The organism is Pseudomonas gingeri (assembly GCF_013386115.1).
Lineage (GTDB): Bacteria > Pseudomonadota > Gammaproteobacteria > Pseudomonadales > Pseudomonadaceae > Aquipseudomonas > Aquipseudomonas gingeri.
The window spans coordinates 187,198-212,018 of record NZ_JACAOR010000010.1; the positions used below are offsets into that span (position 1 = coordinate 187,198).

A 24,821-nucleotide genomic window follows, 5' to 3' on the forward strand; every position below is an offset into this window, starting at 1 on the left:
GTCGACAAGGCCCTGGCCGTGCCCGCCGGCAGTTGGCCGCGGCTGCGCCTGCCGCCGGCGGTGACCTGGGCACTGGCCCCAGCCATGGCGATGCTGCTGGCGTTCTGGCTGCTGCCGCTGGCCCATCTGATCCTGCTCGGCGCAGAAAGCCGTGACGCCGCCGGCAGCGGTTACTGGCAGGTGCTGGGCAGTGCGCAGTACCTGGGCAGCCTGGCGCAGACCGGCCTGCTGGCGGCGCTGACCACCCTGGTGGCGCTGCTGATCGGCGGTATCAGCGGCGTGTTCCTGGCCCGCCAGCAGTTCTTCGGCCGCTCGACGCTGGTGGCGCTGCTGACCTTTCCCCTGGCCTTTCCCGGCGTGGTGGTGGGTTTCCTGGTGATTCTCCTGGCCGGACGCCAGGGCCTGTTCGCCCAGCTCGGCCTGCAACTGGCCGGCGAGCGCTGGATCTTCGCCTACTCGTTGACCGGATTGTTCATCGGCTACCTGTATTTCTCCATTCCCCGGGTGATCCTGACGGTGATGGCGGCCTGCGAGAGCCTCGACCGCAGCCTGGAAGAAGCCGCGCACTCCCTCGGCGCCGGGCACTGGCGGGTGGTCTGCGACGTGATCGTACCGGGCCTGGCCCCGGCACTGGTGTCCTGCGGGGCGATCTGCTTCGCCACCTCGATGGGCGCGTTCGGCACCGCCTTCACCCTCGGTACCCGCCTCAATGTCACTCCGGTAGCGATCTACAACGTATTCACCAACTACGCCAACTTCGCCGTCGCCGCGGCGCTGTCCGTGGTACTGGGTGGCGTGACCTGGGCGGTGTTGCTGCTGGCGCGGCGCCTGGTCAAACAGTCGAGGACCGTCCTTTGAAACGCTCAGGCCTGTTTTTCGGGCAACTGTTGTTCAGCCTGCTGGTCTGCGCCTTCATGCTGGTGCCGGTGCTGCTGTCCCTGCTCGCCGGAGTGACCCGCAACTACTTCCAGGGACCTTCCAGCGGCCTGACCCTCGACTGGCTGCTGCAGGTCTGGCAGGCCTATTCCGGCACCGTCTGGCTGTCCCTGCAACTGGCCCTGGCCTGTGCCCTCTGCGTGTGCATCATCGGCGTACCGGCGGCCTATGCCCTGGTGCGCATGAACAACCGCTTCAGTCGTGCCTTCGAGGAGTTGATGGTGCTGCCGGTGGCCATGCCGGGCCTGGCCAGTGCCCTGGCGCTGCTGCTGACCTACGGCCAGTTCGGGACCTTTCGTGGCAGCTGGCTGTTTATCCTGGTGGGCCACGTGCTGTTCACCCTGCCCTTCCTGGTGCGGCCGGTGATGGCGGTGATGCAGCGCCAGCATCTGCCGGTACTCGAGGAGGCGGCGGCCAGCCTGGGCGCCGGTCCGTTGCGACGCTTCTTTACCGTGGTGGTGCCCAACAGCCGCGCCGGCATTCTTGCCGGGGTGTTGATGGTAGTCACCCTGTCCCTGGGTGAATTCAACCTGACCTGGATGCTGCACACCCCGATGACCAAGACCCTGCCGGTGGGCCTGGCGGACAGCTACGCCTCGGCGCGGCTGGAAGTCGCCAGTGCCTACACCCTGATTTTCCTTCTGCTGATCGTGCCACTGCTGATAGCACTGCAGGCCATCAGCGCCCGTCTGTCCCGTGGAGAACGTCGATGACCGGCACCACCATTCGCCTGCAAGGCTGCCGCAAGGCCTTTTCCGACGGCACCGTCGCCGTGCATGACCTGAACCTGACCATCGAACCGGGGGAAACCCTGGCGATCCTCGGTCCGTCCGGCTGCGGCAAGACCACCACCCTGCGCCTGATTGCCGGACTGGAGCGCCCCGACAGCGGGCAGATCTGGTTTGGCGACGAGGACGTCACCCGTGTCCCCATCGAGCGGCGTGACGTCGGCATGGTGTTCCAGAACTATGCGCTGTTTCCCAATCTCAACGTCGCCGAGAACGTGGCCTACGGGCTCAAGGTCCGTGGCATGCCCGCGGCCGAACGCCACAAGCGCTGCGCCGAGTTGCTGGAACTGGTCGGCCTGGGCGATCACGGCCGGCGGGGCATTCACGAACTGTCCGGCGGCCAGCGCCAGCGGGTCGCCCTCGCCCGCGCCCTGGCGCCACGTCCCAGGGTCCTGCTGCTGGACGAACCACTGGCGGCCCTGGACGCACAACTGCGCGAACGCCTGCGCAGCGAACTGGACCAGTTGCTGCGCAGCCTCGGCATCACCTCGGTGTTTGTCACCCACGACCAGGGCGAAGCCATGGCCCTGGGCGACCGCATCCTGGTCATGGAACAGGGCCGCATCGCGCAACTGGGCAGTCCACGGGAGATCTACCAGAAACCGGCCAATCCGTTTGTCGCCGGCTTCGTCGGCAATCTCAATGCCTTCGCGGTGCTCGAACGTACCCGCGATGGCCTGAAAGTCAGCGGCGGCGAATTGCCCTGGAGCGGCTCGCACCTGCCCGCCACGGTCTATTGCCGCCCGGAACACCTGCGGGTGATGGAAGGCGACGGTCATTTGCGCGGCCGCTTGCTGGGGCAGTTTTTCCAGGGTGCCCAGAGCCGTCTGCTGGTGGACATCGGCGGCGCGCAACCCTTGCTGGTGGACAGCGCCGACCCGCAGGTCCACGCCACCGGGGCAGCCATCGCCCTGGCCATCGAACCGCAGGCGCTGTTCACCCTGCACTCGTGATGATTTCTCCGTACCAGAGGCTTTTGTGAATTCTTCGTTTCTTATTGCCCACATCAGCGACCTGCACCTCAAGGCCGGCCAGCGCCTGACCTACGGCGTGGTCGATACCCTCGGCGCCCTGCGCCGCGCCGTTGACCAGTTGAACGCCAGCATCCCGCGGGCGGACATCGTGGTGATCAGCGGCGACCTGGTGGACTTCGGGCGACCGGATGAATACGCCGTGCTGCGCCCCGAACTCGCCCGCTTGCAGATGCCCTGCTACGTGGTACCTGGCAACCACGACGAGCGTGAACACCTGCTGGCGGGCCTGCCGGAGCACACCTACCTGCCCCGCTCGGCGCAGGGCCCGTTGGACTGGGTAGTGGACCAGCATCCGATCAGGTTGATCGGCCTCGACTCGACCACGCCAGGCGCCCATGGCGGGTGTGTGCGCGACAGCCAGCTCGAGTGGCTCGATCAGCAGTTGGCGTGCCGTCCCGATGTGCCGACGCTGGTGATCCTCCATCACCCGCCGTTTGTCACCGGCATCGGCCATATGGACCGCGAGTCATTTCAAAACGCCCCGGCGCTGGAGGCCTTGATCGCCCGGCATCCCCAGGTCGAACGACTGCTGTGCGGGCATATGCATCGGCCCATGCAGCGGCGGTTCGGAGGAAGTATCAGCTGTGTCTGCCCGGGCACATCCCATCAGATCGTGCTGGACCTGCAAGACACCGCGCCGGCGCATTTCAATCTGGAACCGGCGGGGTATCTGCTGCATGCCTGGCATCCGCAACACGGGTTGGTGACCCATAACGGCGTGTTCGGGGAGTATGCGGGGCCGTATCCGTTTTATGACGGGAACGGGTTGATCGATTGAGTCCCCTGGGCAAACGCAGAGGGAGGGTGAATCAAACGGCCGTCAACACAGGGCACGTTTCCGGTACTTTTTGGCAAGTTTGCGATGATACGAAATCGCTACAGGGTTGATGATCCAACGCCAATACCTCCCATTGTCACCATCAAGGACGAGATGGATCGGGAAGCTGTCCCGGCCCTGACTGAGGGCGGAGTACTGACGCCATCAGAAGAAGAAACGATATGCACAACGAAAATGCGGCATTGAGCTCGTTAGCAAATCACCCGACGCAACAAAGTATGCCTTTTGCCGGCCATGCTTCTGCGATATGGGAGGAACTTGAACAGATCTCACTGGCTGGGCACGTTCCTGCCCACGGTTACCAGGGACATGACGCCAACGCCAGGGCATTCACTGCATTGCGGCATTATCACGGCCGACTCATCGTTGTCTCCTCGGGGTTGATGAACATCGCCATGAGAGGAAGGAGGTTTGCCATCTCTCCCGGATCGGCCATCTGGGTTCCCCCGCTGATTCGCCATCGCGTCGACACCCGTCAGGGCACGATTTTCAACTCCATATTTATCAACTTTCACTTGATGAGATATCTGCCCGCAACCCCTTTGTTGTTCAGCAACTCATCCCTCCTTGAACACCTGAGCCACGCTATCGTGGCAATACCCGAAGACTCTGCAATAACAAAACGCAGCAAGCTCCTGGCCGCCATCCTGATCGATGAAATAGCCGGGGCAAGACCACTCGATCATTTCTGACGAGCGCTCCCGTCAACCCGAATCAACACGCAAGCACAACCCTCATCGGCGGCGTCGGTTGCAGCTGTCCGCGGATTCATCTCATCTCCTCCGGAGACAAGGTATGAAAATATCCTGATTATTGGCGGCGGCTTCGCCGGCCTGTGAAGCGCGGCCACCGCCGCATATACACTTGACCTGTTAGGGGCACTCGCGACCATCACGCTGATCAACCCCGATCCCTATCACTATATTCGTGTGCGCAATTATGAAGATGACCTCGAGGAGGCCAGGTTGACGCTCGAATCAGTACTGTCCCCTATCGGCGTCAAGATAGTTTCAGGGCGGGCCACGGGTATTGACACCACTCTCAAGTCAGTCACGGTAAGTGACTGCACAGTGGCCCGTCACCTTTCATATGACAAGTTGATCGTGGCCAGTGGTAGTCATCTCATCCGCCCCGATACCCCGGGTGTCGCCGACCACACTCAGGATATCGACACCTACGCCTCGGCCATTCGCCTGCAAGAACATAATCAAGCAGGCCTGCAAGGCGCTTGGCATTGAAGTATTACCCGGATTTTCTCTCGCGGCGGTAGACGCCGACGGCCTGACATTGACCGACGGATCCTGTATCGAAGCATCGACCATAGTCTGGTACACCAACTTCATCGACCTCGGGCCCTGGGGGGCCGTTTACAGCCAGGGTTGGGAGCGTGTGGTGGTGGCCCATGGCGAACAGGCGAAGCAGACCAAAAGCGTTATCAATCGCCAGCGGATCTACCCGCCCCGTCCCGGTGATCGGACTCGGATCCTAGATGCGGCGGCCCTGGCTTTCCCCGCGCAAGCCAGGAGCCCAGTCGTCGTTTACACCTCTATGCTTTGGCGTGATACTCCGATATCAATTGAAAATAGCGGATTTACGCCATGTCGGTTTTTGCCCAACCCACCTTTGGTGACGCGCCCGTGCAAGGCCTGGAGCGCGAGTACGCACCCGGATTCGAAGCGGAACATACCCATGAACAGCATGCCCAGGTGATGTATGCGGTGACTGGTTCGATGACGGTCTCCACCAGTGAGGGAATCTGGGTTCTGCCCCCGCAGCGAGCGTTATGGATACCCGCCGGGGTGCTCCACACCTTCAAACATTCGCGCCCGATCTCGCTGCGTGCGGTCTATGTTCGCCAGGATACGGTCGGGATTCCCCCGTGGAAAAGCTGCTCGGTCCTGAACGTCTCGACTCTGGTTCGGGAACTGATACTCGCCTGTGCGCAACTCCCCGAAAGCTATGCGCTCGAGAGCCGGGAAGCACGCCTTGGCATCGTGCTGCTGGACCACCTGGCACTGTTGCAACAGGATGCTTTCTACCTGCCGGAGCCAAACGACAAGCGTGCAGTGAAAGCCGCCAATCTGATCAAGGCGAATCCCGACGACGCCCGTGCGCTCAAAGACATCGCGCATCACGTCGGCGCCAGCCCACGTACCCTGGAACGCCTTTTTTCAGCGCAGACAGGCATGGGCTTCGGCGCCTGGCGTCAGCGTCTGCGCATGATGGTTGCCCTGGAAAACCTCGCGGCGGGTGAATCGGTGAGCAGTACCGCCGCCGCGATTGGTTATGAAAGCTCGAGCAGCTTTATCGCCGTGTTCCGCTCGGTATTCGGCTGCAGTCCAGCCAAGTACTTTGCCAAGTCCTGAGCGGCACAAGGAATGCTCGCGGACACCACCTTTCTTGCACCACCCTCCATTGGCCGGTCTACAAGAGCGGGATGCTGTAACTGAGTATCAGGCGGGTCTCATCCTTGTCAGCGCTGTCGTTACCCCGGAGCACCGCACCCCGCCAGGTCAACCCCAGCCCCTTGAACGAGCCAGAAGGCACAATGTACTCGACCCGGATATCACGCTCCCATTCAGAGCTGTCCTGCCGGGCCGTCTTGATATTGCGGCCATTGATGTACGTCACGCTTGATTTCAGACCTTCCAGCCCTATCGTGGAAAAATCGTAGGCATAGCTGGCTACCGTCGAGTCTTCCCCGGCATTGACAAACTTCAGTGATTGCGAGTTGGTAATCAGATAGACCGAGCGACCTTGCCCCTGGTTGATATGCGGAAAATCACTTTTACCGTCAGTTTGCTGGTATCCCAAACTCAGAGAGTGCCCCTTCACACTGTAGGTGAACAGAGCACTCCATAAACGGTTGTCCACCTTCCCGGCATTGACACCATTGCCATAATACCCGGAACTGACATAGCCTTCGGCACGCCCCGAATGACTGGAGTTCTTGCCATCCGAGGTGCTATAGAAATAGCGCAGATCTGTCTTGAACTGACCGACAGGTAGTTTCCAGTCATGCACCAGCCCGAAAAAATGCTGTTGGTAGAAGTCCTCGAGACTACCATAATAATATTGCAACTTTAGTTGCCGGGTAGGCGAGTAGTCGACGCCACCGTAATAGAATTGATTACTGAACTTCCCTTTTTCAGGGTCATTGGCGCCGGCAATGGACATGCCCTGGCCATTGGTTGAGTTTCGATCCAGTACCTGTTCGATTCGGCCCGTCAGGAAATTGAAATTATCCAGCTCCTTGGACTCGACCTGCCATCCCCGGAACGTTTCCGGGAGTAACCTGCCATCCTCGTAAACCAGCACCGGAATTTTTGGCAACAGCGTGCCCACTTTCAACTCTGTTTTGGAGAGGCGCATTTTCGCCGTGGCGCCTGGCTTGCTGAAATCATTGGCGGCTTTTCCATCCGACAACGGAAATACACTGCCTGGCGTATTGCTTTCGTCTGCTTTCCCGGCGCGTCCCGAGGCATCCAACCTCACGCCATACAGCATCTGCAGATCCAGACCGAAACCTACCAGCCCTTCCGTGAACCCCGATTGATAGTTCAACATGAACGCCTGTCCCCATTCTCGGTCAGACGCAGCTTGTTGATTGCGGGTATCCTGATTGAAGTAAAAGTTTCGCAGATCCAGTGTGGCTTTTCCGTCCTCGATAAAGCCAGACGCGTAAGTTTGTTGCACGAAGCCCAGCGTAAACGCCAGCGTCATGCGTGATGAGTTATTCATAGGTGCTCCGAAAGACAGGCGAAAAGATCTACGCCAGAGGAAATGCTCCAGGCCGTTCAATTTTTATTTAAATGAGGCGACCACTATTCAAGCCAAACACCAGACATAGGGACTGCAGGTCTGGTACTTGCTCGCCAAGATAGCGAACCCTGCAAATTGAACACAGTAACCGACATGTAAATGACCATGTCGGATTCAGCAACAATAGTGCTCTGGCCCCTGACACCCACAAGGCAACAGGCTCCCGATGTCTGTATGAAACTTCCCTCTTGGCATGGGGCGATGCCTCAATGACACCTTGCAAGCCGACAACACCTTCCCGCACGCCTCGAGACAGGGCGACAGCAGGGAGGATTGTCGGCTGATGGCAAAGTTTGTCTTTCTATTTACGGTGCGTGATACCTGCGCCAACGCCGCCAACAGACTCAGTTCATCAAGGCTGATGAAGGGCGATGTGGGGGCCAGGAGATCAAAATCCGGTCGATCATGGGACAGTTGCGCCATCAACTGGGCAAAGATATCGACGGACGTCCGTTCAATGCCCATTTTATCGAGAAGCGAAACGGCATGTTCCATTCCACCCGTTGGAGAGCCGAGGGCCCTGAGGGTTTTCAACAGGCACTGTTCAACAGGCGAACAATGCCTGGCGCTGCGCATCACTCGAGGCATATCCGTTCCAGCAATCTAATGGTCCTGGTAATCAAAAGCTCGAACAGAACCATTGCCGGACAACAGCGTGATCTTTTCCAGCAGCGGCACGAACAAGGCCTGAACCGCACGCACCGCTGCGACTTCATCACCATAGGTAATCGCCTCGATGACCTTGGCGTGAGCGGTCAGCCCTGGCTCGCGCAGTTCATCGTCGGCAAAAATCGACAGGTAGGGGCGATGGAAAGAGCGACTCAACCAACGATATACCGACCAGAGTTCCTCGTTGTGCGACGCGGCAGCCACGGCTTCATGCACGGCCTGGTCACGGTCGACAAAACTGACCAGGTCTTCGTCGTGGCGATACTCGCCTCTTCTGGCCAACGCGAACCACAACCCGCGGATGTCAGCCAGCGTGCGTCGACTCGCGGCCAGGCGCGCGGCCTGAATCTCCAGCGAAAAACGCACTTCAAGGTAATCCCGCAGCACTCTTCGATCGCGCGCGCGCAAACACTCGACACGCTTCTGCAGGGAGCGGACGAACCGATGCTTCCCGCCTGCCGCTTCCAACAGAGTCCATCCGACTCGAGTATCCATCTCAGGCCACCCTCCCGTACCACTGCGTCACGAACGCAAGTGGCCGGTGGGAACGGCGACTCATCAGCAGATTAAGCCGTTCGTTATTGGCCAGGTTATAGGTGAAAGCATTCATTGAATGGCTCCTGAAACTGAAGCGTTGCCCCATCGCGGATGAACGCTGAGTACGTCATGCCGCGCCAACAGTATGGAGACTCATTCTCAGGTAGACTCTTTGAAACGAGTCAGATACTAGTCCAAACCCGCCATATTCCCGTTGGCTGGTCGGGCTTGACGATCACCGTGCAGGTCAGGCCCGCCGCCAGTATCAGCCCCTGCGGCACAACGTCCAGGTGAATACGCACCGGGACGCGCTGGGCCAGTCGGACCCAGTTGAACGTCGGATTGACGTCTGCAACGAGCTCGCGACTCTGGGGGTTGTCACGATCATAGATGCCTCTGGCAATACCCTCGATATGCCCTTTCAACAACTCGCCGCTCATCAACTGCACGTCGGCCGGATCCCCTGGCTTGATCCGTGGCAGCTTGGTCTCTTCAAAGAAGCCGTAGACCCAGAACGAATTCAGATCGACCAGCGCCATCTTCGCTTCACCGACTTTCGCATAGTCGCCACGGTGCACATTGAGGTTGGTGACGTATCCCTCCACCGCGGCAAACACTTGCGTGCGACTCAGATTCAACTGCGCCGCTTCCAACTGAGCCTGGGCTCTCTGGTATTCGGCCCGGGCAACGCTGGCGATGCTGTTGGCATCGTCGCTGCTCTCGCGGGAAATCACCAGATTGTCCATGGTGTCACGTCGCCTGGCATTCAGGCTGCGCATCTCCCAGGCGGCCTTGCGCGATATCACCAGGGCTTGTGCCTGCTTGACCGCCAACTGGTAATGCTCGGGATCGATCTGCATCAGCAGGTCGCCTTTTCGCACCCGTTGGTTATCGCCTACCGGTACCTCCACGACAACACCGGACACATCGGCAGCCACACCGATGATATCGGCACGGACACGACCGTCCCGGGTCCAGGGTGTGTCCATGTAGTAGACCCAGACAATACGCGCCAGGCAAAAGGCCACGGCAACCACCAGCAGGGTTGCGGTGAAACTGAACAGTTTTTTCATGCCGGGACTCTCAACGATAAATGCCCAGCGCCAGCGCGCCGAAGATACAGGTGAAGGCACTCACGCGAACGAGCGCCGGATGCCAGAAGAGTCGGTAGACATTGCTTGTCGCGGCCAGCGCGCCTATGCCCCATGCCAGCCCGGCGGCGACAAAAAAGATAAGGGTCATGAGCGGTACGTAGACACCGCCCAGCACAAATTCACGAAACATGAGTCGCTCCTGGCAACAGGTCGGTTGGAACATAGATCGCCAGCGGTGACCCGGACGCCAGCAATGAGGTGCGAATGAAGTGCAGGTAGCTCTCGACACGGCGCAGGACCGAGGTGTCGAAATGCGCAGCAAAGGGCTCTTGAGTTTCCTGCACACATCGGATGGCCTGCTCCACCCTCGCGAGTGCGCGAGCGAGATTGCCGGCGCCAGGCTTGACGAACAGTCGGATCAACGAACGCGCCATGGCCCGTAGCGCCTGACGCCAGGGCTGTGTCGCGTGATAACAGGGATCGGCAGGCAACGCCGATTCTTCCCGGCGCAGCTCGATGATGGCGTGCCCCACATCCAGCACGACAAGCGCCCATCGCAACAATGTGCGCTGTACCTGGGGATCGCCTGCGGCCACCCCATGCGCCTGGTGCAAAAGATCGCGGGTGCCGCTCTCGAAACCCGACGCCAGTCCCTGGAGCGGCGCGTGGATCGCAAACACCACCTGGCGCCGCAGGTCGTATTCCAGCCGCCGCCACAACCAGGGACCGTTGGGAGGCAGGATAACGGCACCTGCGGCGGCACAGACCAGCATGCCGAACACCATCGCCAGATAGTCGTTGATCAACCCATAGGGGTTATAGATCGTCAGGTTCGCCGGCACGGCGTTGGTGCCGAAGAACACCAGCATTCCGAGCCCATAGCCGGCCCACTGCGGCCTGACCAGGAGATAGGACCCCAACAGGATCACGGGCGCCATGACCAGGCATAGCAAGGCAAAACCGTCGATCAGCGGATAGACGAAGAACATCTCGAAAATCCCGATCGCTGCCGCGACCATCGTGCCGCATGCGATCTGGAACGACATCCGCTTGGGGTTGGGGGAGAACGCCGACAAGCCGACCGTCAGCGCGGAAACCAGGGTCATGGCCGCACCGCTGGGCCAGTTCGTGAAGATCCAGAGCCAACAGAGCACCAATAGCACCGAGGCCGAGCGCAGGCCTGCGGCGATGGCTGCCCACCCGTTCGTCTGCGCCACGAATGGCTCATCCCATTGCTCACGCACATGGTGAGGGTCGGCCAGCGATGCATGCGTCAGTGCATACTCCTGAAGCTCCTCCACAAAGCGATAGAGCAATTCGTAGGCGGTATGGAAATCGAGCAGGTCAGCCTCGCGGGGATGACGCTGCAGCAAGGCCGAGCGCTTGACTCGCACACTAGCAGGCAGAGCCCTCTTGTAGGCCTCGAGTTGCGATGCCAGTTGCGTTGCATCCGCCTCGGTCAAGGCATGCCCTGCCAGTGGTTCGAGAAGATCGGCCAGGGCCTTCAGGTCCTGGTCGATGGCCAGGAGAAACGAGTGCTCGTCGCTGCGGCGTCTGCGTTCCAGCAACTGATGCAAGGCATTGAAACGCGTGGTGACTGCCATGAACTCACTGTTCAAGCGGTTGAGACGCCCGTTGCGGCGACGCATGTCGGGATCTTCGAACGTCGTGATGCTGCGCAGGACTTCCAGCCCAACCGCTTCAGAAATAAAACGCAGGTTGGTGCTTTCAAAATCTCTGTCATCACGGCCATCGCGCATGTTCGTCATGACGAAACCGGCAAATCGGCCGAAGCGCTGCTCCACCGAATGACGCAGGGCCGAGCTGGTGGTCAGGGGGAACAACATGGCACTGACCAATGAAGCGCAGACAATACCCAACGAGATCTCCAGCACCCGCCAGATCGCCGTCATGAATACACGGTCCGGGTGATCGACCACAGGCAACGTCACCATTACCGCGGTGTACCCGGCCAGAACAAACCCATAGGCGCGGAAATTGCGTTGGCGGGCCGCCCCCGTCGAACAGAGAAAGACCCACAAGGCCAATCCGCCAATCAGCAATTCGGGGCTCTGGGCGAACAGCGCCATCAGCATCACACTGAAGGTCGATCCGGCCAATGTGCCGATAAAGCGATAGATGCTTTTCGCGAGGACATGGCCGCTTTGCGGCTGCATCACGATAAAGACGGTGGTCATCGCGGTACCGGGCTGCGGTAATTCCAGGCGCATGGCCAACCACAGGGTCAGGCAGGAAGCGATCAGCGCCTTGAAAAGGTAGATCCAGGTCACCGCGTCAGTACGGGACCAATCGGACAATCCTCTCTTCCACGGCAACGAGCCCAGGCGCCGCAATATTTGCGCGACGCCGCTCATCGTGGGTTCACCAGGCTATCCAGTGCCTTGAAGAGTGCAGGCGGTTGTGCCGGCAGCGTTTGGTCCTCGGCGGGCACATCCGCCTGTACCGCCCCGCCGCCCAGTGCGATCATCAGCGAAGCGTGGGCATCCAGGCTCGCGGCCTGGTTGCGTCGCTCAATCCGGTACTGATCGAGCAATTGTGTTTGTGCATCCAGCACACTCAGGTAGTCGGTCAGTCCTCGTTGGTAGGCTGTAAGCGCCAGCTCGAAGGTTCGCCGGGCGGAATCGACGGACTCGACAATGAGCTGCCGCTGCCTGTCTACGGCGCTACGACGAATAAGTTGGTCACTGATCTCCCTGAGGGCAAGGATCAGGGTCTGGTTGTACCTGGCGACAGCCTCGTCATAGCCCGCCGTGGCCTGGCCCAGCGCTGAACGCAGGCGCCCGCCATCGAAAACAGGCAGCGACAGTGCCGGCCCCACGCTGTAGTTCAGCTTGTTTGCACCAAGGAAGGCCAGGACGTTGCCACCGCTGGCGGTATAGCCCAGGCTACCGGCCAGATTGACGTTGGGATAGAAGTCTGCGTGAGCAACATCGACGCCTCTTGCCTGGGCGGCGACGTTCCAGCGACTGGCGACGACATCCGGACGGTGGCCCAGGAGCTGGGCTGGCAGTGTCGATGGAAGCGCCAACGCCTGGTGCAACGCCAGGTCCGGACGACGGAGCCCCGTGCTGGCCCCCGGTCCGTTACCGGCCAAGGCGGCCAGTTGATTGCCATCCAGGGCAATGGCCTCATCCAGTAGGTCGATTCTGCGCCGAGTATCGGCGATGGGCGTCTGGGTCCGGATGGTCTCAAGGTCCGTTCCGATACCACCATCGCGACGACGCACGGCCAGTTCATGGATTTGCCTTTGTTGGCTCAACGTCGCCTGCAGCACATCTCGTTCGCCATAGTGCAGGGCCAGTTGGATATAGACATGGACAACAGCCCCCTGCAGGTCCAACTGGGCCATGCGCTGCCGCGCCGCGGTCATATGGGCCAGATCGAGGAATTGCTCGCTGACGTTCTTTTCCCGCCCCCACAGGTCGAGCGGGTAGCTGCCGCTCAGCAACAGGTTGTTGTCCCAGGTCTGCGAGCCGGACAATGCACCCGGGCCATAAAACGGATCATCAGGCCACTGGCGCCGCCTCACACCGGCATCACCGTTGACCTGCAAGGACTCGGCCGACTCGGCAATGCCTGCCAGCGCCTTTGCCTGACGCAGGCGGGCGGCGGCGATTGCCAGGCTGGGACTGGCCTGGGTGGCCATATCGATCCAACGGTCGAGTTGTTCATCACCATACACCCGCCACCACCGGGCCTGGGGCCAGGCCGCTTCTTTCGCCGCCAAGGCGATGGCTTCGCCGCGAGCCAGGTCGTCGCCGTCCAGCATGTGTCCAAGAGGATCTATCCCGCGGGCGGTACTGCATCCCTGCAGCGCAATCGATAGACACAATGCGCAATGGAGTGCGGTTTTTTGGAGGGTAAATCGCAACACAATGAAAACTCCCGGCGTCTCTTGAACTGGAGACGGGGCACTCTAGGCGGCCACTAACTTGATAGTAAGTCGTCGCGCGCGTGAATATCTGTCACGCGAAATGTGATAATAAATATCATTTACCACCATCGTAACTTTGTGTCACACTTTAAATAGACCTTGTGGAGCTTATTGATGGACATTTTGCAGTACATGCGAACTTTCAAATGCGTGGCTGAAACAGGCAGTTTTACCCGTGCCGCCATCCGACTGGATACAACCACCACCAGCATATCGCGTGCGATTTCACATCTGGAAAGCCATTTACGGGCTCGTTTGTTCAATCGAACCACTCGACATACCTCCCTCACCGATGCAGGCAAACGCTACCTGCATCGATGTGAAGAAATACTGCGATCCGTGGAGGAAGCCGAACTGGAAGTGGTCGATGCCCATACTCATCCGACCGGCCAGTTGAAAGTTCACTCAATGACCGGAATCGGCCAGCATTACATCATTGATGCCATTGCCCGATATCGCAAGAACTACCCGGACGTTTCGTTCAACTTGAGCATGACCAATCGAATACCCAATCTGGTGAATGAAGGATTTGATGTTTCCATTGTTCTGGCCATTGATCTTCCGGACTCCAGCCTTATTTCACAGAAGCTTGGCGTGACCTACAGCATCGTTTGTGCCTCTCCTTCCTATGTCAAGACATTCGGCGCCCCGCAAAAACCGGCAGATCTGCTCGATCATGCCTGTCTGCGCCTTGTCAGTTCCGTGATTCCCCTCGAGGAATGGGCTTTCGAAGGCCCCGATGGCTGTGAGGAAGTCACGGTCAAGACTTCTTCCTTCGTGGTGGATTCTGTCGACGCGATGAAGGCGGCAATCAGCAATGACATGGGAGTTGGCATATTACCGATTCATGCGGCGATCAAGGGACTACGCAACGGCAGCCTGGTTCGAGTCATGCCTCAATACCGCCTGGAAGAGTTGGGGTTGTATGCCATTTATCCTTCAAGACATTATCTCGATGCAAAAATAAGAACATGGATTGAATACCTTCGCACCTCACTGCCAGAGATACTGGCCGGTCATAAGGAAGTGCTCAAGATCCAGGAACTTGTCCGCGCCGGCTAAGACTTCACCAAGACACTACGCCAGAGGAATATCGTCATCCCAAAAATTGACTTTCCTTATGTTTAGCGCAACCCCATCAACATCTCTTGTAGTCCACCCACTCATTGGCTTTTCGGCGAGCCATTGAATCTGCTTCCAACACACCCTGCAGATCTTTTATCGCCACACCGGGCAACTGATTGAGCACACTATCGATCAGCTCGGCTATCTGGGTAAAGCCGATATGCCCGGACAAGAATGCTTGTACGGCAACTTCATTGGCGGCATTCAATATCGCCGGCGCCGAGCCGCCTTCATGTGCAACCTGCCGCGCCAACTTCAGGCATGGAAAACGCACTTCGTCGGGCGGTTCGAAATCAAGCCGGGCAAGTTTGAAAAGATCCAGCATACCCACGCCGGACTCCATCCTGTGCGGCCAGGCCAGGGCATGGCTGATCGGCACCCGCATATCCGGATTTCCCAGGTGCGCCAGCATCGACCCGTCGACGTAGTCGACCAGGGAGTGAACGATGCTCTGCGGATGGATCACCACCTCGACCTGCTGTGGAGCGGCATTGAACAACCAGCAGGCTTCGATCAACTCCAACCCCTTGTTCATCAGGGTTGCGGAGTCGACCGAGATTTTACGCCCCATGGACCAAGTCGGGTGGGCACACGCCTGCTCCGGCGTGACACCGCGTAATTGCGCCATGGGGGTTTCCCGAAACGGTCCCCCCGAGGCCGTCAGCAGGATCCGACGCACCCCGACCTCTCCCAGACCTCTGCCAGACATAGGTGGCAGGCACTGGAAGATCGCGTTATGTTCGCTGTCGATCGGCATGATGATCGCACCACTGGCCTGCACGGCCTGCATAAACAGCGCACCGGACATGACCAGGGCTTCCTTGTTGGCCAGCAGGATCTTTTTACGGGCCTGTACGGCGGCCAGGGTCGCCGCCAGACCTGCCGCCCCCACGATCGCGGCCACAACGGTATCCACGTCGGTGTGGCTGGCAATCAACCGCAGGCTATCGCGACCGCAGAGCACCTCCGTCCGGGAGCCCGCCTCGACCAGTTTCTTCTGCAGGGACGCCTGGTCCTGTGCGCTGGGCACCACGGCATAACTCGGTGCATGGACCAGGCATTGTTTCTCCAGCAGCTCGATGCGACTGAAGCCGCTGAGGGCAAAAACCTGATAACGCTCGGGATGCCGGGCGATGACATCCAGCGTGCTGGCACCCACCGATCCGGTCGCCCCGAGGATGCATATCCGCTGTCGCCTGCTGACGTGGGCATGGGCGGATCGTCCGATGTGCACTCTTTGCCGTGATGGATCGGCATTATGACTACTGGCCAGTAACTGCCGGCTCACCCGGACTTGACTATTCGACTCATTGCTCGTCGTACGCGACATGTTGCGCAACCCACCCTTGGCTGTAAGAAATAAAAAGCCACCGGGACCATCAGGTCGCGCGGACAATTCCCCTTATTAACTACGCAATAACTCCCGAGCATTATCGCAATACCGACAAAAACTGTAGCGAAAAGGCCAAGCGGACCAGGCACCGCCCCCAAAAAGCCCTGGCCAGAGCCATTTACACTCGACTGAAAGCATTCGGGCAAAAGGCCTGTTCCCGATAATCAAGCTATCAAACTGCAACTTTCACAAGTCGCAAGCCTTGCGTCCTAATGACTACATCAGGTCATTATGACCAGGACATCAGCCGGTCTTAATGACTATATAAACCTGAAACCACCTGTTTCAGGCCTGCAACTACCTGGCCTGCTTTTTGAATAGCCCACTCACCCTCGCAATTAAAACCGTGGGCGCAGCGGTACTACTTCTTGAAAGACCAGACAGGATAAAACAGTTATGACCCATGAATTCGAAGGACGCTTGGCCGTGGTCACCGGGGCCAGTTCCGGGATAGGCCTGGCCGTCGCCACACGCCTGCTGTCGCAAGGCGCTCGAGTCCTCGTGATGTCACGCCGGATGGGTGAACTGGAGGAGCTGGCTGAGCGGTTTGAACAACAGCTGACATGGATAGCTGGCGACGTCGCTCAGGCAAACGATCTTGGCCGACTGGCGGAGCAGGCTGCGGTCCTGGGTCCGGTGCACTATCTGTTGCCCAATGCCGGCATCGCGGAACTGGCAGACGGACTCGACGCTTCGGCGTTCGAGCGCCAATGGGCTGTCAACGGTGCAGGAGCGCTCAATACTCTCAGCCATCTACATCAGCACTTGGCCAAACCGGCAGCGGTCGTATTCATAGGCACGTTTCTGACCGAGATCACCTTTCCCGGGCTTGCGGCCTACATCGCGTCAAAATCAGCACTCAAGGCCCATGCGCGCACGCTGGCGGTGGAGCTGGCGCCCCAGGGAATACGGGTGAACATGGTTTCTCCCGGCCCTACGGCGACGCCGATCTGGTCCACCCTGGGTCTTGCACAGGCAGACCTGGCCACTGTCGCAAACCAGGTGAACCAACGACTGCTGGGCGGCCAATTCCTGGACCCCGGAGCGGTTGCCGACGTCATCCTGTTCCTGCTGAGCCAGGGTGCCCGAAGTGTCTATGGCCAGGACTGGGTCGTGGACAACGGCTACACCGTTCGATAACACGGGCCTTGTTACCCCGCATCGGCCGATGCGCCTTGCTGATGCGGGCATCACCAGCCTCACAACCGACAGACCCAACGCAGCGCCCAACGTAGGGATGAGGTCGCCCCAGGCCACGTCCAGTCCGGCGGATGTGCTACCCCCATCGGGTCGCCCTCAATCCCGCTGATCGTCACTGGCACAGGAACGGCCGATAGTCGATGTCCAGCGGCACGGGCTTGTCCTGCACCAGGCTGGCGATGATACGGGCGACGATGGGCCCGGCGGTGAAGCCCATCCAGGGAAAGAAGCCCATGAAGAACCCCGGGACGCCGGGGGCTTCACCGAGAATCGGGCGCCAGTCGTCGGTACCGTTGACCACGGCGGCCCATGTGCGGATGACCCGCAACGGCCCCAGCGCCGGAACGGTCTGCAGGGCCAGGGCCATGTTCTGCGCCAGCGAGTCGGGATCGGTCACCGGGTGCCCGCGACCGTGCCAGCGCGCCGGCCAGCCACCACCGATCAGCACCGAACCGATGGCGTTCTGTTTCAGCGTGAGCTTTTCCCCCGCCGAGTACACCAGATGCGGAATCAACGGTCCGGTCTGCTCGGTCACCGCGACCTGAATCGCAAAGCCCTGCACGTCCGTATGGATGCCCAGCATCGCGGCGATTCGTCCGGCATCGGCGCCCGCCGCGTTGACCACGCGCCGGGCCACCAGGTCCTCGCCGGCCAGCCGCACCCGGAAGTTCTGCTGGCCCTGCTCGATGCCGATGACTTCGCTGTGACGACGGAACTTCACCCCCAGGCGCTTCGCCGCATCGGCATACGCCAACGTTGCAATCAACGGACTGGCCTTGCCCTCGATCGGACAGAATGCACCGCCGAGGACCCGATCCGAGAGATACGGCGCCAGTTCGCGCACCGCACTCTGGTCGAGCAGGTCGACCTCCAGCCCATGCTCGCGTTCGAGCGTCGCCTTGGCCTCGATCTCACGCAATTGCTGCTCGCTGGTGGCCACCAGCAGACCGCCCTTGGTCGAGACTTCGAGATCGACACCAAGCTCCTTGGGCAATTCGTGCCACATGGCGATGGAGCGCGCCATCAACGCGATGCTCGGGGCAAACCGCCGCGCCCACTCCGGGCCCTTGTTGACGAACGGGTCGTGGGGAATCTGCGCATGCAGGCTGCCGGCATTCGAACCCGATGCCTGGGTATTGAGTTCGGTACGCTCCAGCAGCAACACATCGACGCCGTCCCTGGCCAGGTAATAGGCCGTGGCACAGCCGACCAGGCCGCCGCCGATGACAATCACATCGGCCATGGAAACAACTCCGCTTCATCACTCATGTGGCTTTCACCTGCGTGTGTACCTGACGGCGGGCGAGAAAAAAACCGTGGGATCTCGGCAACAGATCATGGGCGTCGGGGACCTGCAGTTCCAGCGCCGCGTGATAGGCGAAGCTCGGATCATCCAGCAATGCCCGACCCAATGCCACCAGGTCGGCGGCACCATCGACAATCACCTGATTGGCCTGTCGCGCCCCGGTGATCAGTCCCACCGCCATGGTCGCCACCCCGGCTTCGGCACGGATGCGCGCGGCGTACGGCACCTGGTGCCCCGGCAAGGCCACCGTGGCGGAACGTGCGACCGGGCCAAGGATCCCGCCCGCCGAACAATCCACCAGGTCAACGCCTTCGGCCGCCAGCAACGCGGCCAGGCGCACGCTGTCATCCAGGCTGATCCCGCCTTCACCGTCGTCCACGCAAGACGCCCGGTACCACACCGGCATGCTCGCCGGCACCACTGCGCGCACGGCTCGCACGACCTCCAGCGCAAGCCGTGCACGGTTGGAAAAGTCGCCGCCGTAGGCATCGTCGCGACGGTTGGCCAACGGCGAAAAGAACTCATGAATCAGATAGCCGTGCGCCCCGTGGATCTCGACAAAATCCATCCCCGCTTCAACCGCCCGGCGGGCCCCGTCGGCGAATGCCTGGACGACCTGCCGGATATCTTCGAGACTGGCCGCCTGCGGCGTCGGCCAATCAGCGGCATGGGCCAGCGCCGAAGGCGCCAGCGTCGGCCAGGCCGGGGTTGCCGAGCCTGCCGTCAGCGGACCACTGCCGAGCCACGGCACCGCCGAACTGGCCTTGCGTCCGGCATGGGCCAGTTGCACACCCAGCGGCACGTCATGCTGATGATAGAGTTCGGCGAGGCGCCGCAGGCCAGGGATCTGCTGGTCGCTCCAGATCCCCAGGCAACCGGGGCTGATGCGACCGTCGCGCGTCACCGCGGTGGCTTCGAGCAACGCACCGCCGATCCCGCCCAGGGCGAACCGGGCGTGATGGGCGTAATGCCAATCGTTGACCAGGCCTTCGACAGCCTGGTACTGACACATCGGCGACACCACCAGGCGATTGCGAAAACGTACGCCGCGGGAGTCGAAAGGCGTGAACAATGGCGGACGGCTCATCCCTGCTCCCTGATCACTTCGCCGCTTGGGCGGCAACGTAGCTATTGATGTCGTCGATGATGCTGACGATCCGCGCGCGGCGATCCAGGCCTTCCTGTCCAAGCTCGGCGAACTGCGTCAACGGTGCGCGGACATCACCGACCGGATACCCCTGCGACGCCGCCAGGGCTTTCGAATAGCACTGATGGCCGTAGGTGGGGTGACCTTCGGCAATGATGTGATCGAAGCTGCTGATCATCGCCTGGATCTTGCCCGCCTCTTGCAGCTTGCCTTCGACCAGCGCTTCCCAGAGCCGGGTCGACGCCCGCGGAATGTAGTTGGCATACGGGTTCACGTACCCCACCGCACCGAGCAGAAAGCTTTCGACCGGACGCTCGCCGGCAAACACGTTCATCACCCCCTCGGTGCCTTCGACGATGTCGTAGATACGCCCGACATCCATGCTCGCCTCCTTGATGTAGCGCACGTTGTCGAAGGCCTTGGTCATGCGCGCGACGAGCGCGGCGGACATGTCGACGTTGGTGGTCACCGGGTTGTTGTAGAGCATGATCGGCAGCGAGGTCGACTCGGAAATCGCCCGGTAGTACTTGAAGATTTCGTCTTCGGTCGGGGTGTAGTAGTACGGCGGCGCGATCATGAAACCGTCGGCGCCCAGTGCTTCGGCTTCACGGGTGTAACGCACGGCGTTGGGGGTGTAGGCGTCCATGGTGCCCACCAGCACGTCGATACGGCCGTTGACCAGTTTCACCGTGGTTTCGATGTACTGGGTGCGCTCATCGTCCGAGATGGTCAGGAACTCGCCGGTGGTACCGAGAATGATGATGCCCGGCGAACCCGAGGCGATTTGCCATTCGATAAACGCGGCCAGGGCCTTGTAATCGATCTGGCTGCCATCGGCGGTAAAAGGCGTCACTGTCACGCCATAGCTGCCGCGAAATTCTTTGCTCATGCTTGACTCCGATTTTCGTACGTTTGTGCGCGGAAAAGATCAATGTTCGCGCATTTATGTCAGTTAATGACGTTTTTACTGCAAAACTCACTCGAAAAGCCTTATTCGAAGCGACAGAATCCTGTACATCCTGAAACGAATGTTACCATGGCGAACATTAGTTCGCGTTATTCGGTTTAATTTTTTTCCAGCGAACCGGCCAATTCGGCAATGGTCACCGGTTTGACCGGCAGGCGTGGAGCGAAGCCGGACAGCTCCGAGCGTTGCGATCCATTGAGTTCACAGACTTTCTCGTCGAGAGTGGCCGCGCAGTAACGACCCTGGCAGCGGCCCATGCCAATCCGTGTATGCCGCTTGATGGCGCCGGTCGTACTGATGCCATCGTCCAGCGCCTGTTGCAGCGTGGCAAAACTGACTTCCTCGCAGCGACAAACCAGGCATCCGCCCTGCGCCGTCGCAGTCACCGCCGGCGGTTTTGCCTCGGCCTTGTACAACGTCCACAATGCCTTCTGGAATGCACGTTGCCGATTGAGTTCGGCTTCGGCTCCGCGGCTGCTTTCGTGCAGCTCGCCGGACAGTTTGAAACCACTGGAGACGGCGGCTTCCAGGCCGACCATGCGTCCTTCGGCCAATGCGGCCCGGGCACCGCCCAGCCCCGTGCAGTCGCCCAGGGCAAACACGCCGTCGATGTCGGTCTGGCCGCGGGCATCGCGGCGGGTCACCAGTTGCCGGCGCCGGGCATCGTAATCGTGACCGCAACCCAGTGCCCGCAGCAGTTCATTGGCCGGTTCGAAGCCATAGCCGAGGCACACGCAGTCGACCTCAAAAGTATCCGGCAGCGGCAGGCCGTCGATATCGCACAGGCTGACCATCAGTTGCTCACCCTGCGCCTGGATACCGGAGACCAGTGCCTGGTGAATCATCCGGCCTTTACCCCGCAGCAATGCCAGGCGATACGCCAGGCCCTCCAGCATCAATCCCGGCGCGGCGATGGCCATGCGCGCCAGGCTGGCCAATGTCGCCAGACCCGGTGCGGCGGCCGCCTCGACCACCGCCACCACCGTCGCCCCGCCCGCTCGCAGCTCGGCCGCCAGTTGCAGGTTCAACGGACCATTGCCGGCGATCAATACCCGCCGCCCCGGCAAACGTCGGGCGGTGCGCCATAACGTCTGCGCCGCGCCGGTGGTCATCACGCCCGGCAAGGTCCAGCCCGGCACTTGCCAGCCACGCTCATAGGCACCGGTGGCGACCACCGTGCTGCGCGGTTTCCAGCGCTGGGTATGACCGTTGATCACGACACCGTATTCGCCGGGTTCGAATGCCCCCCAGACCAGCGCGTCGCCGATCAATTCGACACCCGCTGCCCGTACCTCCGCGATCAACCGGGCGCCTTGTCGATGCTGGCGGTCGGGCGGCGCAATGTCCGGCCCCTCGACGCTGACCTGCTTGTAATACTGCCCCCCGGCAATGCTCCGCTCGTCCACCACGACCACGCTGGCCCCCGCCTGCCGTGCCGCCAACGCCGCCGACAGGCCGCCCGGCCCGGCACCGATCACCAGGACATCCGGCGTGCGCACCGGGATCGGCTCGATCACCACGTTTTGCGCCACATCCAGCGGCAACGGCGTGTTGGCGATGCTGCGCCTGACGTTGATCGGCGCCACGACCTTGGTCATGCACGCGCGCTGATTCGGCCGACCGTCGATGTCGACCAGACACTCCTGGCACACGCCCATCCCGCAGAAAATACCGCGACAGGCACCGCTGCGGGTTTCCCGGAAATGCCGCACACCGCCAGCGATCAGGGCCGCCGCCAACGACTCGCCGGGGCGAGCCGTGTACACGGTGCCTTCGAAAGTGATAGCAATGCCTTTCATCAAGCGTCTCCAACAGCTGTCGGTCCGCACGCCCCGCAACCGGCAGGGCGAGCAACACGGGGATGAGTCGGTTCGAGCCTCAGTGACGCAGGATCTTGCCGACGAATTCGCGAGTGCGCGCCTCGACAGGCGCCTCGAAAATCTGCTGCGGTGTGCCGATCTCGACGACCTGGCCCTTGTCCATCATCACGATGCGCGTCGAGACCTCACGCACGAAGGACATCTCGTGGGAGACCAGCAACATGGTGATCCCTTCCTTCGCCAGGGCGCGGACCGTGTCGAGCACCTCGTTGACCAGCTCCGGGTCGAGCGCCGCCGTGACTTCGTCGAGCAGCAGGATCTGCGGACGCAATGCCAGCGCCCGGGCAATCGCCACGCGCTGTTGCTGACCACCGGACAACTCGTCCGGATAGGCGTGATATTTCTCCCCGAGCCCGACCTTCTTCAGCAACGCCTTGGCCTCGAGTTCGACTTCGGCACGCGGGCGTTTCTTGATCTTGGTCGGCGCGATCGTGACATTGCGCAGCACGTCCATGTTCTGGAACAGGTTGTACTGCTGAAAGACGATGGCCATCTTGTCCCGCGCGGCACGCAGGCTGCTTTTCGACACGTAGTCGAGCGGCTCGTCATCGATCAGCACCCGTCCGGCCGTTGGCGGCAACAACCCCATCAGCACACGCAACAAGGTGCTTTTGCCCGACCCGGACGGCCCGATCAGGCTGATCACTTCACCGCGATCGACCGACAAACTCACGTTTTGCAGGACCGGAATTTGCGCGTACGCGCTGGACAGATTTACGACGTTGAGGTGAGGCAAGACGATTCTCCAGGTAAGCGCCCAATCGGCTGAGTGGGTAAGACAGGACGAAATAAGCAGCAAGTACGACGCCGTACACCAGGAACGGCGAATAACCTCGGTTCATCAGCACCTTGCCGGTGAACGTCAGCTCGACGACGCCCATCTGCGACGCCAGCGAGGTGTCCTTGATGAACATCACCATGAAGGCGAAGGCCGGCGGCAGGATGACTTTCCATGACTGCGGCAGGAGCACCATGAACAGCGTGCGGCTGAAGCCGAAGTTCATCACCTGGGCCGCTTCAAGCTGCTGCCGCGGCACCGACTCGAGCCCGGCGCGGATGATCTCCGACAGAAACGCGGTGGCAACCAGGCAGATCGAGACCGTCGCAATCGCCGACAGCGAAATGTTCGAGCCAAGCCCCTGCGAGGCGTACATCACGATGAACAGGATCACCAGGAACGGGATACGCCGGAACACCTCGACATAGACCGTCACCGCCAGCCGGAACAACATCATCCAGTTGCTGGTGGTACTGCGGATGACGGTAATGGCGAAGCCGGCCACGGCCCCGACCGAACAACCGATCACCGTCATCATCAACGTGCGGCCCATGGCTTCGAGAACGAAGACCAGCGTGTACCAGGTGAAGAATCGCGGAGCCTGGGAAATGATCAGATCAAACATCAGAACACCTTGATTTTTGCGCGGAACAGGTGACGGCCTACCAGCCCCAAGGCAATCGACGCAACAAAGGTCAATGCCACGTATATCGCTGCCACCACCGAGAAGGTTTCAATCGTTCGCAGGTTGGCGGTCGAAATGTTGATGGCCCGGCCGGTCAGTTCCTCGACACCGAAAATGGCCCCGATGGAGCTGCCCAGCACCAGCCAGACAAAGAAGTTGCACAGCGGCGCGTAAATGGTCTTGGCGATGTGCGGCAAGATCACGTAGCGCACGGTCTGCAGCCCGGACATGCCCAGGGTCACGGCGGTTTCGATCTCGGCCTTGCGCACCGACTCGACACCCGAACGCAGGATGTCGGTGAGGTAGGCACCGGAGTTGAGTGTCAGGCCGATCAGCACGGCGGTCATCGGCTCCAGCACGATGCCGACATCCGGCAAGGCGTAGAACAGGAAGAAGATCTGCACCAGCGCCGGGGTGTTGGTGAACAGCGTGATGTAGACACTGACCAGACCCCGCAACAGGCGCCCGCCATGCAACTTGGCCATGGCGCCCGCCAGACCGATGGCGGACCCGAGCCAGAACGAAACAAACGCGATTTCCAGTGTCAGCCCTGCCCCTTTCAACAGATAAGGGAGGTTCTGGATGACGTTGGAGAACTGAAAGGTGTAGTCCACGAGGCTATCCGTCCTTTTCGCCGACCCGTACCGGGGTACGGGTCGGCGCGGGG

23 protein-coding genes are annotated in these 24,821 nt (G+C 60.7%); 9 read left to right on the forward strand and 14 right to left on the reverse strand.

Features of this window, described 5'->3' with window-relative positions; genetic code table 11:
• Positions 1-84 precede the first annotated feature (84 nt).
• The 7 genes from HX881_RS19810 to HX881_RS19840 all read left to right on the forward strand — a co-directional run bounded on the left by HX881_RS19810 (position 85) and on the right by HX881_RS19840 (position 5,962).
• Positions 85-858: an ABC transporter permease gene (locus tag HX881_RS19810; protein ID WP_246356544.1), complete on the forward strand. Its 774-nt coding sequence runs from the start codon at positions 85-87 to the stop codon at positions 856-858.
• Positions 855-1,649 carry an ABC transporter permease gene (locus HX881_RS19815; protein ID WP_177086115.1) on the forward strand — a complete coding sequence of 265 codons (795 nt, stop codon included), beginning with the start codon at positions 855-857 and terminating at the stop codon, positions 1,647-1,649. The genes HX881_RS19810 and HX881_RS19815 overlap by 4 nt, the downstream gene beginning before the upstream one ends.
• Positions 1,646-2,677 carry an ABC transporter ATP-binding protein gene (locus HX881_RS19820; protein ID WP_103033118.1) on the forward strand — a complete coding sequence of 344 codons (1,032 nt, stop codon included), beginning with the start codon at positions 1,646-1,648 and terminating at the stop codon, positions 2,675-2,677. The genes HX881_RS19815 and HX881_RS19820 overlap by 4 nt, the downstream gene beginning before the upstream one ends.
• A 25-nt stretch (positions 2,678-2,702) precedes the next feature.
• Positions 2,703-3,536, forward strand: coding sequence for a metallophosphoesterase (locus HX881_RS19825; RefSeq protein WP_177086117.1), 834 nt, complete (start codon positions 2,703-2,705; stop codon positions 3,534-3,536).
• A gap of 221 nt (positions 3,537-3,757) precedes the next feature.
• The gene (locus tag HX881_RS19830; protein WP_177086119.1) at positions 3,758-4,288 is read left to right on the forward strand and encodes a cupin domain-containing protein; all 531 of its coding nucleotides are present in this window, start codon (positions 3,758-3,760) and stop codon (positions 4,286-4,288) included.
• 207 nt (positions 4,289-4,495) lie between these two features.
• Positions 4,496-4,834: an FAD-dependent oxidoreductase gene (locus HX881_RS19835; protein WP_343054797.1), complete on the forward strand. Its 339-nt coding sequence runs from the start codon at positions 4,496-4,498 to the stop codon at positions 4,832-4,834.
• 360 nt (positions 4,835-5,194) lie between these two features.
• Entirely contained in the window at positions 5,195-5,962 is a 768-nt protein-coding gene (locus HX881_RS19840) for an AraC family transcriptional regulator (RefSeq protein WP_177086123.1), read from the forward strand.
• A gap of 58 nt (positions 5,963-6,020) precedes the next feature.
• On the opposite strand, the gene HX881_RS19845 is transcribed toward HX881_RS19840, so the two are convergent.
• The 6 genes from HX881_RS19845 to HX881_RS19870 all read right to left on the reverse strand — a co-directional run bounded on the left by HX881_RS19845 (position 6,021) and on the right by HX881_RS19870 (position 13,613).
• Entirely contained in the window at positions 6,021-7,337 is a 1,317-nt protein-coding gene (locus HX881_RS19845; RefSeq protein ID WP_177086125.1) for an OprD family outer membrane porin, read from the reverse strand.
• Between the two features lie 684 nt (positions 7,338-8,021).
• Positions 8,022-8,582, reverse strand: coding sequence for a FadR/GntR family transcriptional regulator (locus HX881_RS19850; RefSeq protein WP_177086127.1), 561 nt, complete (start codon positions 8,580-8,582; stop codon positions 8,022-8,024).
• 224 nt (positions 8,583-8,806) lie between these two features.
• Positions 8,807-9,697, reverse strand: a complete 891-nt coding sequence (locus HX881_RS19855; protein WP_177086129.1) for an efflux RND transporter periplasmic adaptor subunit — start codon at positions 9,695-9,697, stop codon at positions 8,807-8,809.
• A 10-nt stretch (positions 9,698-9,707) separates the two neighbouring features.
• On the reverse strand, positions 9,708-9,908 hold the full coding sequence (locus HX881_RS19860) for a DUF1656 domain-containing protein (RefSeq protein WP_177086131.1): 201 nt from the start codon (positions 9,906-9,908) through the stop codon (positions 9,708-9,710).
• The gene (locus HX881_RS19865) at positions 9,898-12,093 is read right to left on the reverse strand and encodes an FUSC family protein (RefSeq protein WP_177086133.1); all 2,196 of its coding nucleotides are present in this window, start codon (positions 12,091-12,093) and stop codon (positions 9,898-9,900) included. The genes HX881_RS19860 and HX881_RS19865 overlap by 11 nt, the downstream gene beginning before the upstream one ends.
• Complete coding sequence (locus tag HX881_RS19870) at positions 12,090-13,613, reverse strand: efflux transporter outer membrane subunit (protein ID WP_343054789.1); 1,524 nt, start codon at positions 13,611-13,613, stop codon at positions 12,090-12,092. Before HX881_RS19870 ends, HX881_RS19865 begins: the two co-directional genes overlap by 4 nt.
• Before the next feature lie 174 nt (positions 13,614-13,787).
• Between HX881_RS19870 and HX881_RS19875 the strand changes: the two genes are divergently transcribed.
• Positions 13,788-14,735: a LysR family transcriptional regulator gene (locus HX881_RS19875; protein ID WP_177086135.1), complete on the forward strand. Its 948-nt coding sequence runs from the start codon at positions 13,788-13,790 to the stop codon at positions 14,733-14,735.
• 76 nt (positions 14,736-14,811) lie between these two features.
• Here HX881_RS19875 and ispC read toward each other — a convergent pair whose 3' ends face one another.
• Positions 14,812-16,026, reverse strand: a complete 1,215-nt coding sequence (ispC, locus tag HX881_RS19880) for a 1-deoxy-D-xylulose-5-phosphate reductoisomerase (protein WP_343054798.1) — start codon at positions 16,024-16,026, stop codon at positions 14,812-14,814.
• A gap of 561 nt (positions 16,027-16,587) precedes the next feature.
• On the opposite strand from ispC, the gene HX881_RS19885 reads away from it, so the two are divergent.
• Positions 16,588-17,331, forward strand: a complete 744-nt coding sequence (locus HX881_RS19885; RefSeq protein ID WP_177086139.1) for an SDR family NAD(P)-dependent oxidoreductase — start codon at positions 16,588-16,590, stop codon at positions 17,329-17,331.
• A gap of 172 nt (positions 17,332-17,503) precedes the next feature.
• On the opposite strand, the gene HX881_RS19890 is transcribed toward HX881_RS19885, so the two are convergent.
• The 7 genes from HX881_RS19890 to HX881_RS19920 all read right to left on the reverse strand — a co-directional run bounded on the left by HX881_RS19890 (position 17,504) and on the right by HX881_RS19920 (position 24,768).
• The gene (locus HX881_RS19890; protein ID WP_177086141.1) at positions 17,504-18,634 is read right to left on the reverse strand and encodes an NAD(P)/FAD-dependent oxidoreductase; all 1,131 of its coding nucleotides are present in this window, start codon (positions 18,632-18,634) and stop codon (positions 17,504-17,506) included.
• 22 nt (positions 18,635-18,656) lie between these two features.
• On the reverse strand, positions 18,657-19,784 hold the full coding sequence (locus tag HX881_RS19895) for an NADH:flavin oxidoreductase/NADH oxidase (RefSeq protein ID WP_177086142.1): 1,128 nt from the start codon (positions 19,782-19,784) through the stop codon (positions 18,657-18,659).
• Between the two features lie 13 nt (positions 19,785-19,797).
• Positions 19,798-20,733, reverse strand: coding sequence for a dihydrodipicolinate synthase family protein (locus tag HX881_RS19900; protein ID WP_017129043.1), 936 nt, complete (start codon positions 20,731-20,733; stop codon positions 19,798-19,800).
• 176 nt (positions 20,734-20,909) lie between these two features.
• Complete coding sequence (locus HX881_RS19905; protein WP_177086144.1) at positions 20,910-22,610, reverse strand: FAD-dependent oxidoreductase; 1,701 nt, start codon at positions 22,608-22,610, stop codon at positions 20,910-20,912.
• A gap of 79 nt (positions 22,611-22,689) precedes the next feature.
• Positions 22,690-23,427 carry an amino acid ABC transporter ATP-binding protein gene (locus HX881_RS19910; protein WP_042936805.1) on the reverse strand — a complete coding sequence of 246 codons (738 nt, stop codon included), beginning with the start codon at positions 23,425-23,427 and terminating at the stop codon, positions 22,690-22,692.
• Entirely contained in the window at positions 23,339-24,094 is a 756-nt protein-coding gene (locus HX881_RS19915) for an amino acid ABC transporter permease (RefSeq protein ID WP_017129041.1), read from the reverse strand. The genes HX881_RS19910 and HX881_RS19915 overlap by 89 nt, the downstream gene beginning before the upstream one ends.
• Positions 24,094-24,768 carry an amino acid ABC transporter permease gene (locus HX881_RS19920; RefSeq protein WP_103032806.1) on the reverse strand — a complete coding sequence of 225 codons (675 nt, stop codon included), beginning with the start codon at positions 24,766-24,768 and terminating at the stop codon, positions 24,094-24,096. Before HX881_RS19920 ends, HX881_RS19915 begins: the two co-directional genes overlap by 1 nt.
• Positions 24,769-24,821 lie beyond the last annotated feature (53 nt).

Bases quoted from the DNA above. Each gene is read 5' to 3' on its own strand.
- HX881_RS19810 (WP_246356544.1), top strand. From the start codon at position 85: ATGGCGATGCTGCTGGCGTTCTGGCTGCTGCCGCTGGCCCATCTGATC.
- HX881_RS19820 (WP_103033118.1), top strand. From the start codon at position 1,646: ATGACCGGCACCACCATTCGCCTGCAAGGCTGCCGCAAGGCCTTTTCC.
- HX881_RS19830 (WP_177086119.1), top strand. From the start codon at position 3,758: ATGCACAACGAAAATGCGGCATTGAGCTCGTTAGCAAATCACCCGACG.
- HX881_RS19840 (WP_177086123.1), top strand. From the start codon at position 5,195: ATGTCGGTTTTTGCCCAACCCACCTTTGGTGACGCGCCCGTGCAAGGC.
- HX881_RS19845 (WP_177086125.1), bottom strand. From the start codon at position 7,337: ATGAATAACTCATCACGCATGACGCTGGCGTTTACGCTGGGCTTCGTG.
- HX881_RS19850 (WP_177086127.1), bottom strand. From the start codon at position 8,582: ATGGATACTCGAGTCGGATGGACTCTGTTGGAAGCGGCAGGCGGGAAG.
- HX881_RS19855 (WP_177086129.1), bottom strand. From the start codon at position 9,697: ATGAAAAAACTGTTCAGTTTCACCGCAACCCTGCTGGTGGTTGCCGTG.
- HX881_RS19860 (WP_177086131.1), bottom strand. From the start codon at position 9,908: ATGTTTCGTGAATTTGTGCTGGGCGGTGTCTACGTACCGCTCATGACC.
- HX881_RS19865 (WP_177086133.1), bottom strand. From the start codon at position 12,093: ATGAGCGGCGTCGCGCAAATATTGCGGCGCCTGGGCTCGTTGCCGTGG.
- HX881_RS19875 (WP_177086135.1), top strand. From the start codon at position 13,788: ATGGACATTTTGCAGTACATGCGAACTTTCAAATGCGTGGCTGAAACA.
- HX881_RS19885 (WP_177086139.1), top strand. From the start codon at position 16,588: ATGACCCATGAATTCGAAGGACGCTTGGCCGTGGTCACCGGGGCCAGT.
- HX881_RS19890 (WP_177086141.1), bottom strand. From the start codon at position 18,634: ATGGCCGATGTGATTGTCATCGGCGGCGGCCTGGTCGGCTGTGCCACG.
- HX881_RS19895 (WP_177086142.1), bottom strand. From the start codon at position 19,784: ATGAGCCGTCCGCCATTGTTCACGCCTTTCGACTCCCGCGGCGTACGT.
- HX881_RS19900 (WP_017129043.1), bottom strand. From the start codon at position 20,733: ATGAGCAAAGAATTTCGCGGCAGCTATGGCGTGACAGTGACGCCTTTT.
- HX881_RS19905 (WP_177086144.1), bottom strand. From the start codon at position 22,610: ATGAAAGGCATTGCTATCACTTTCGAAGGCACCGTGTACACGGCTCGC.
- HX881_RS19915 (WP_017129041.1), bottom strand. From the start codon at position 24,094: ATGTTTGATCTGATCATTTCCCAGGCTCCGCGATTCTTCACCTGGTAC.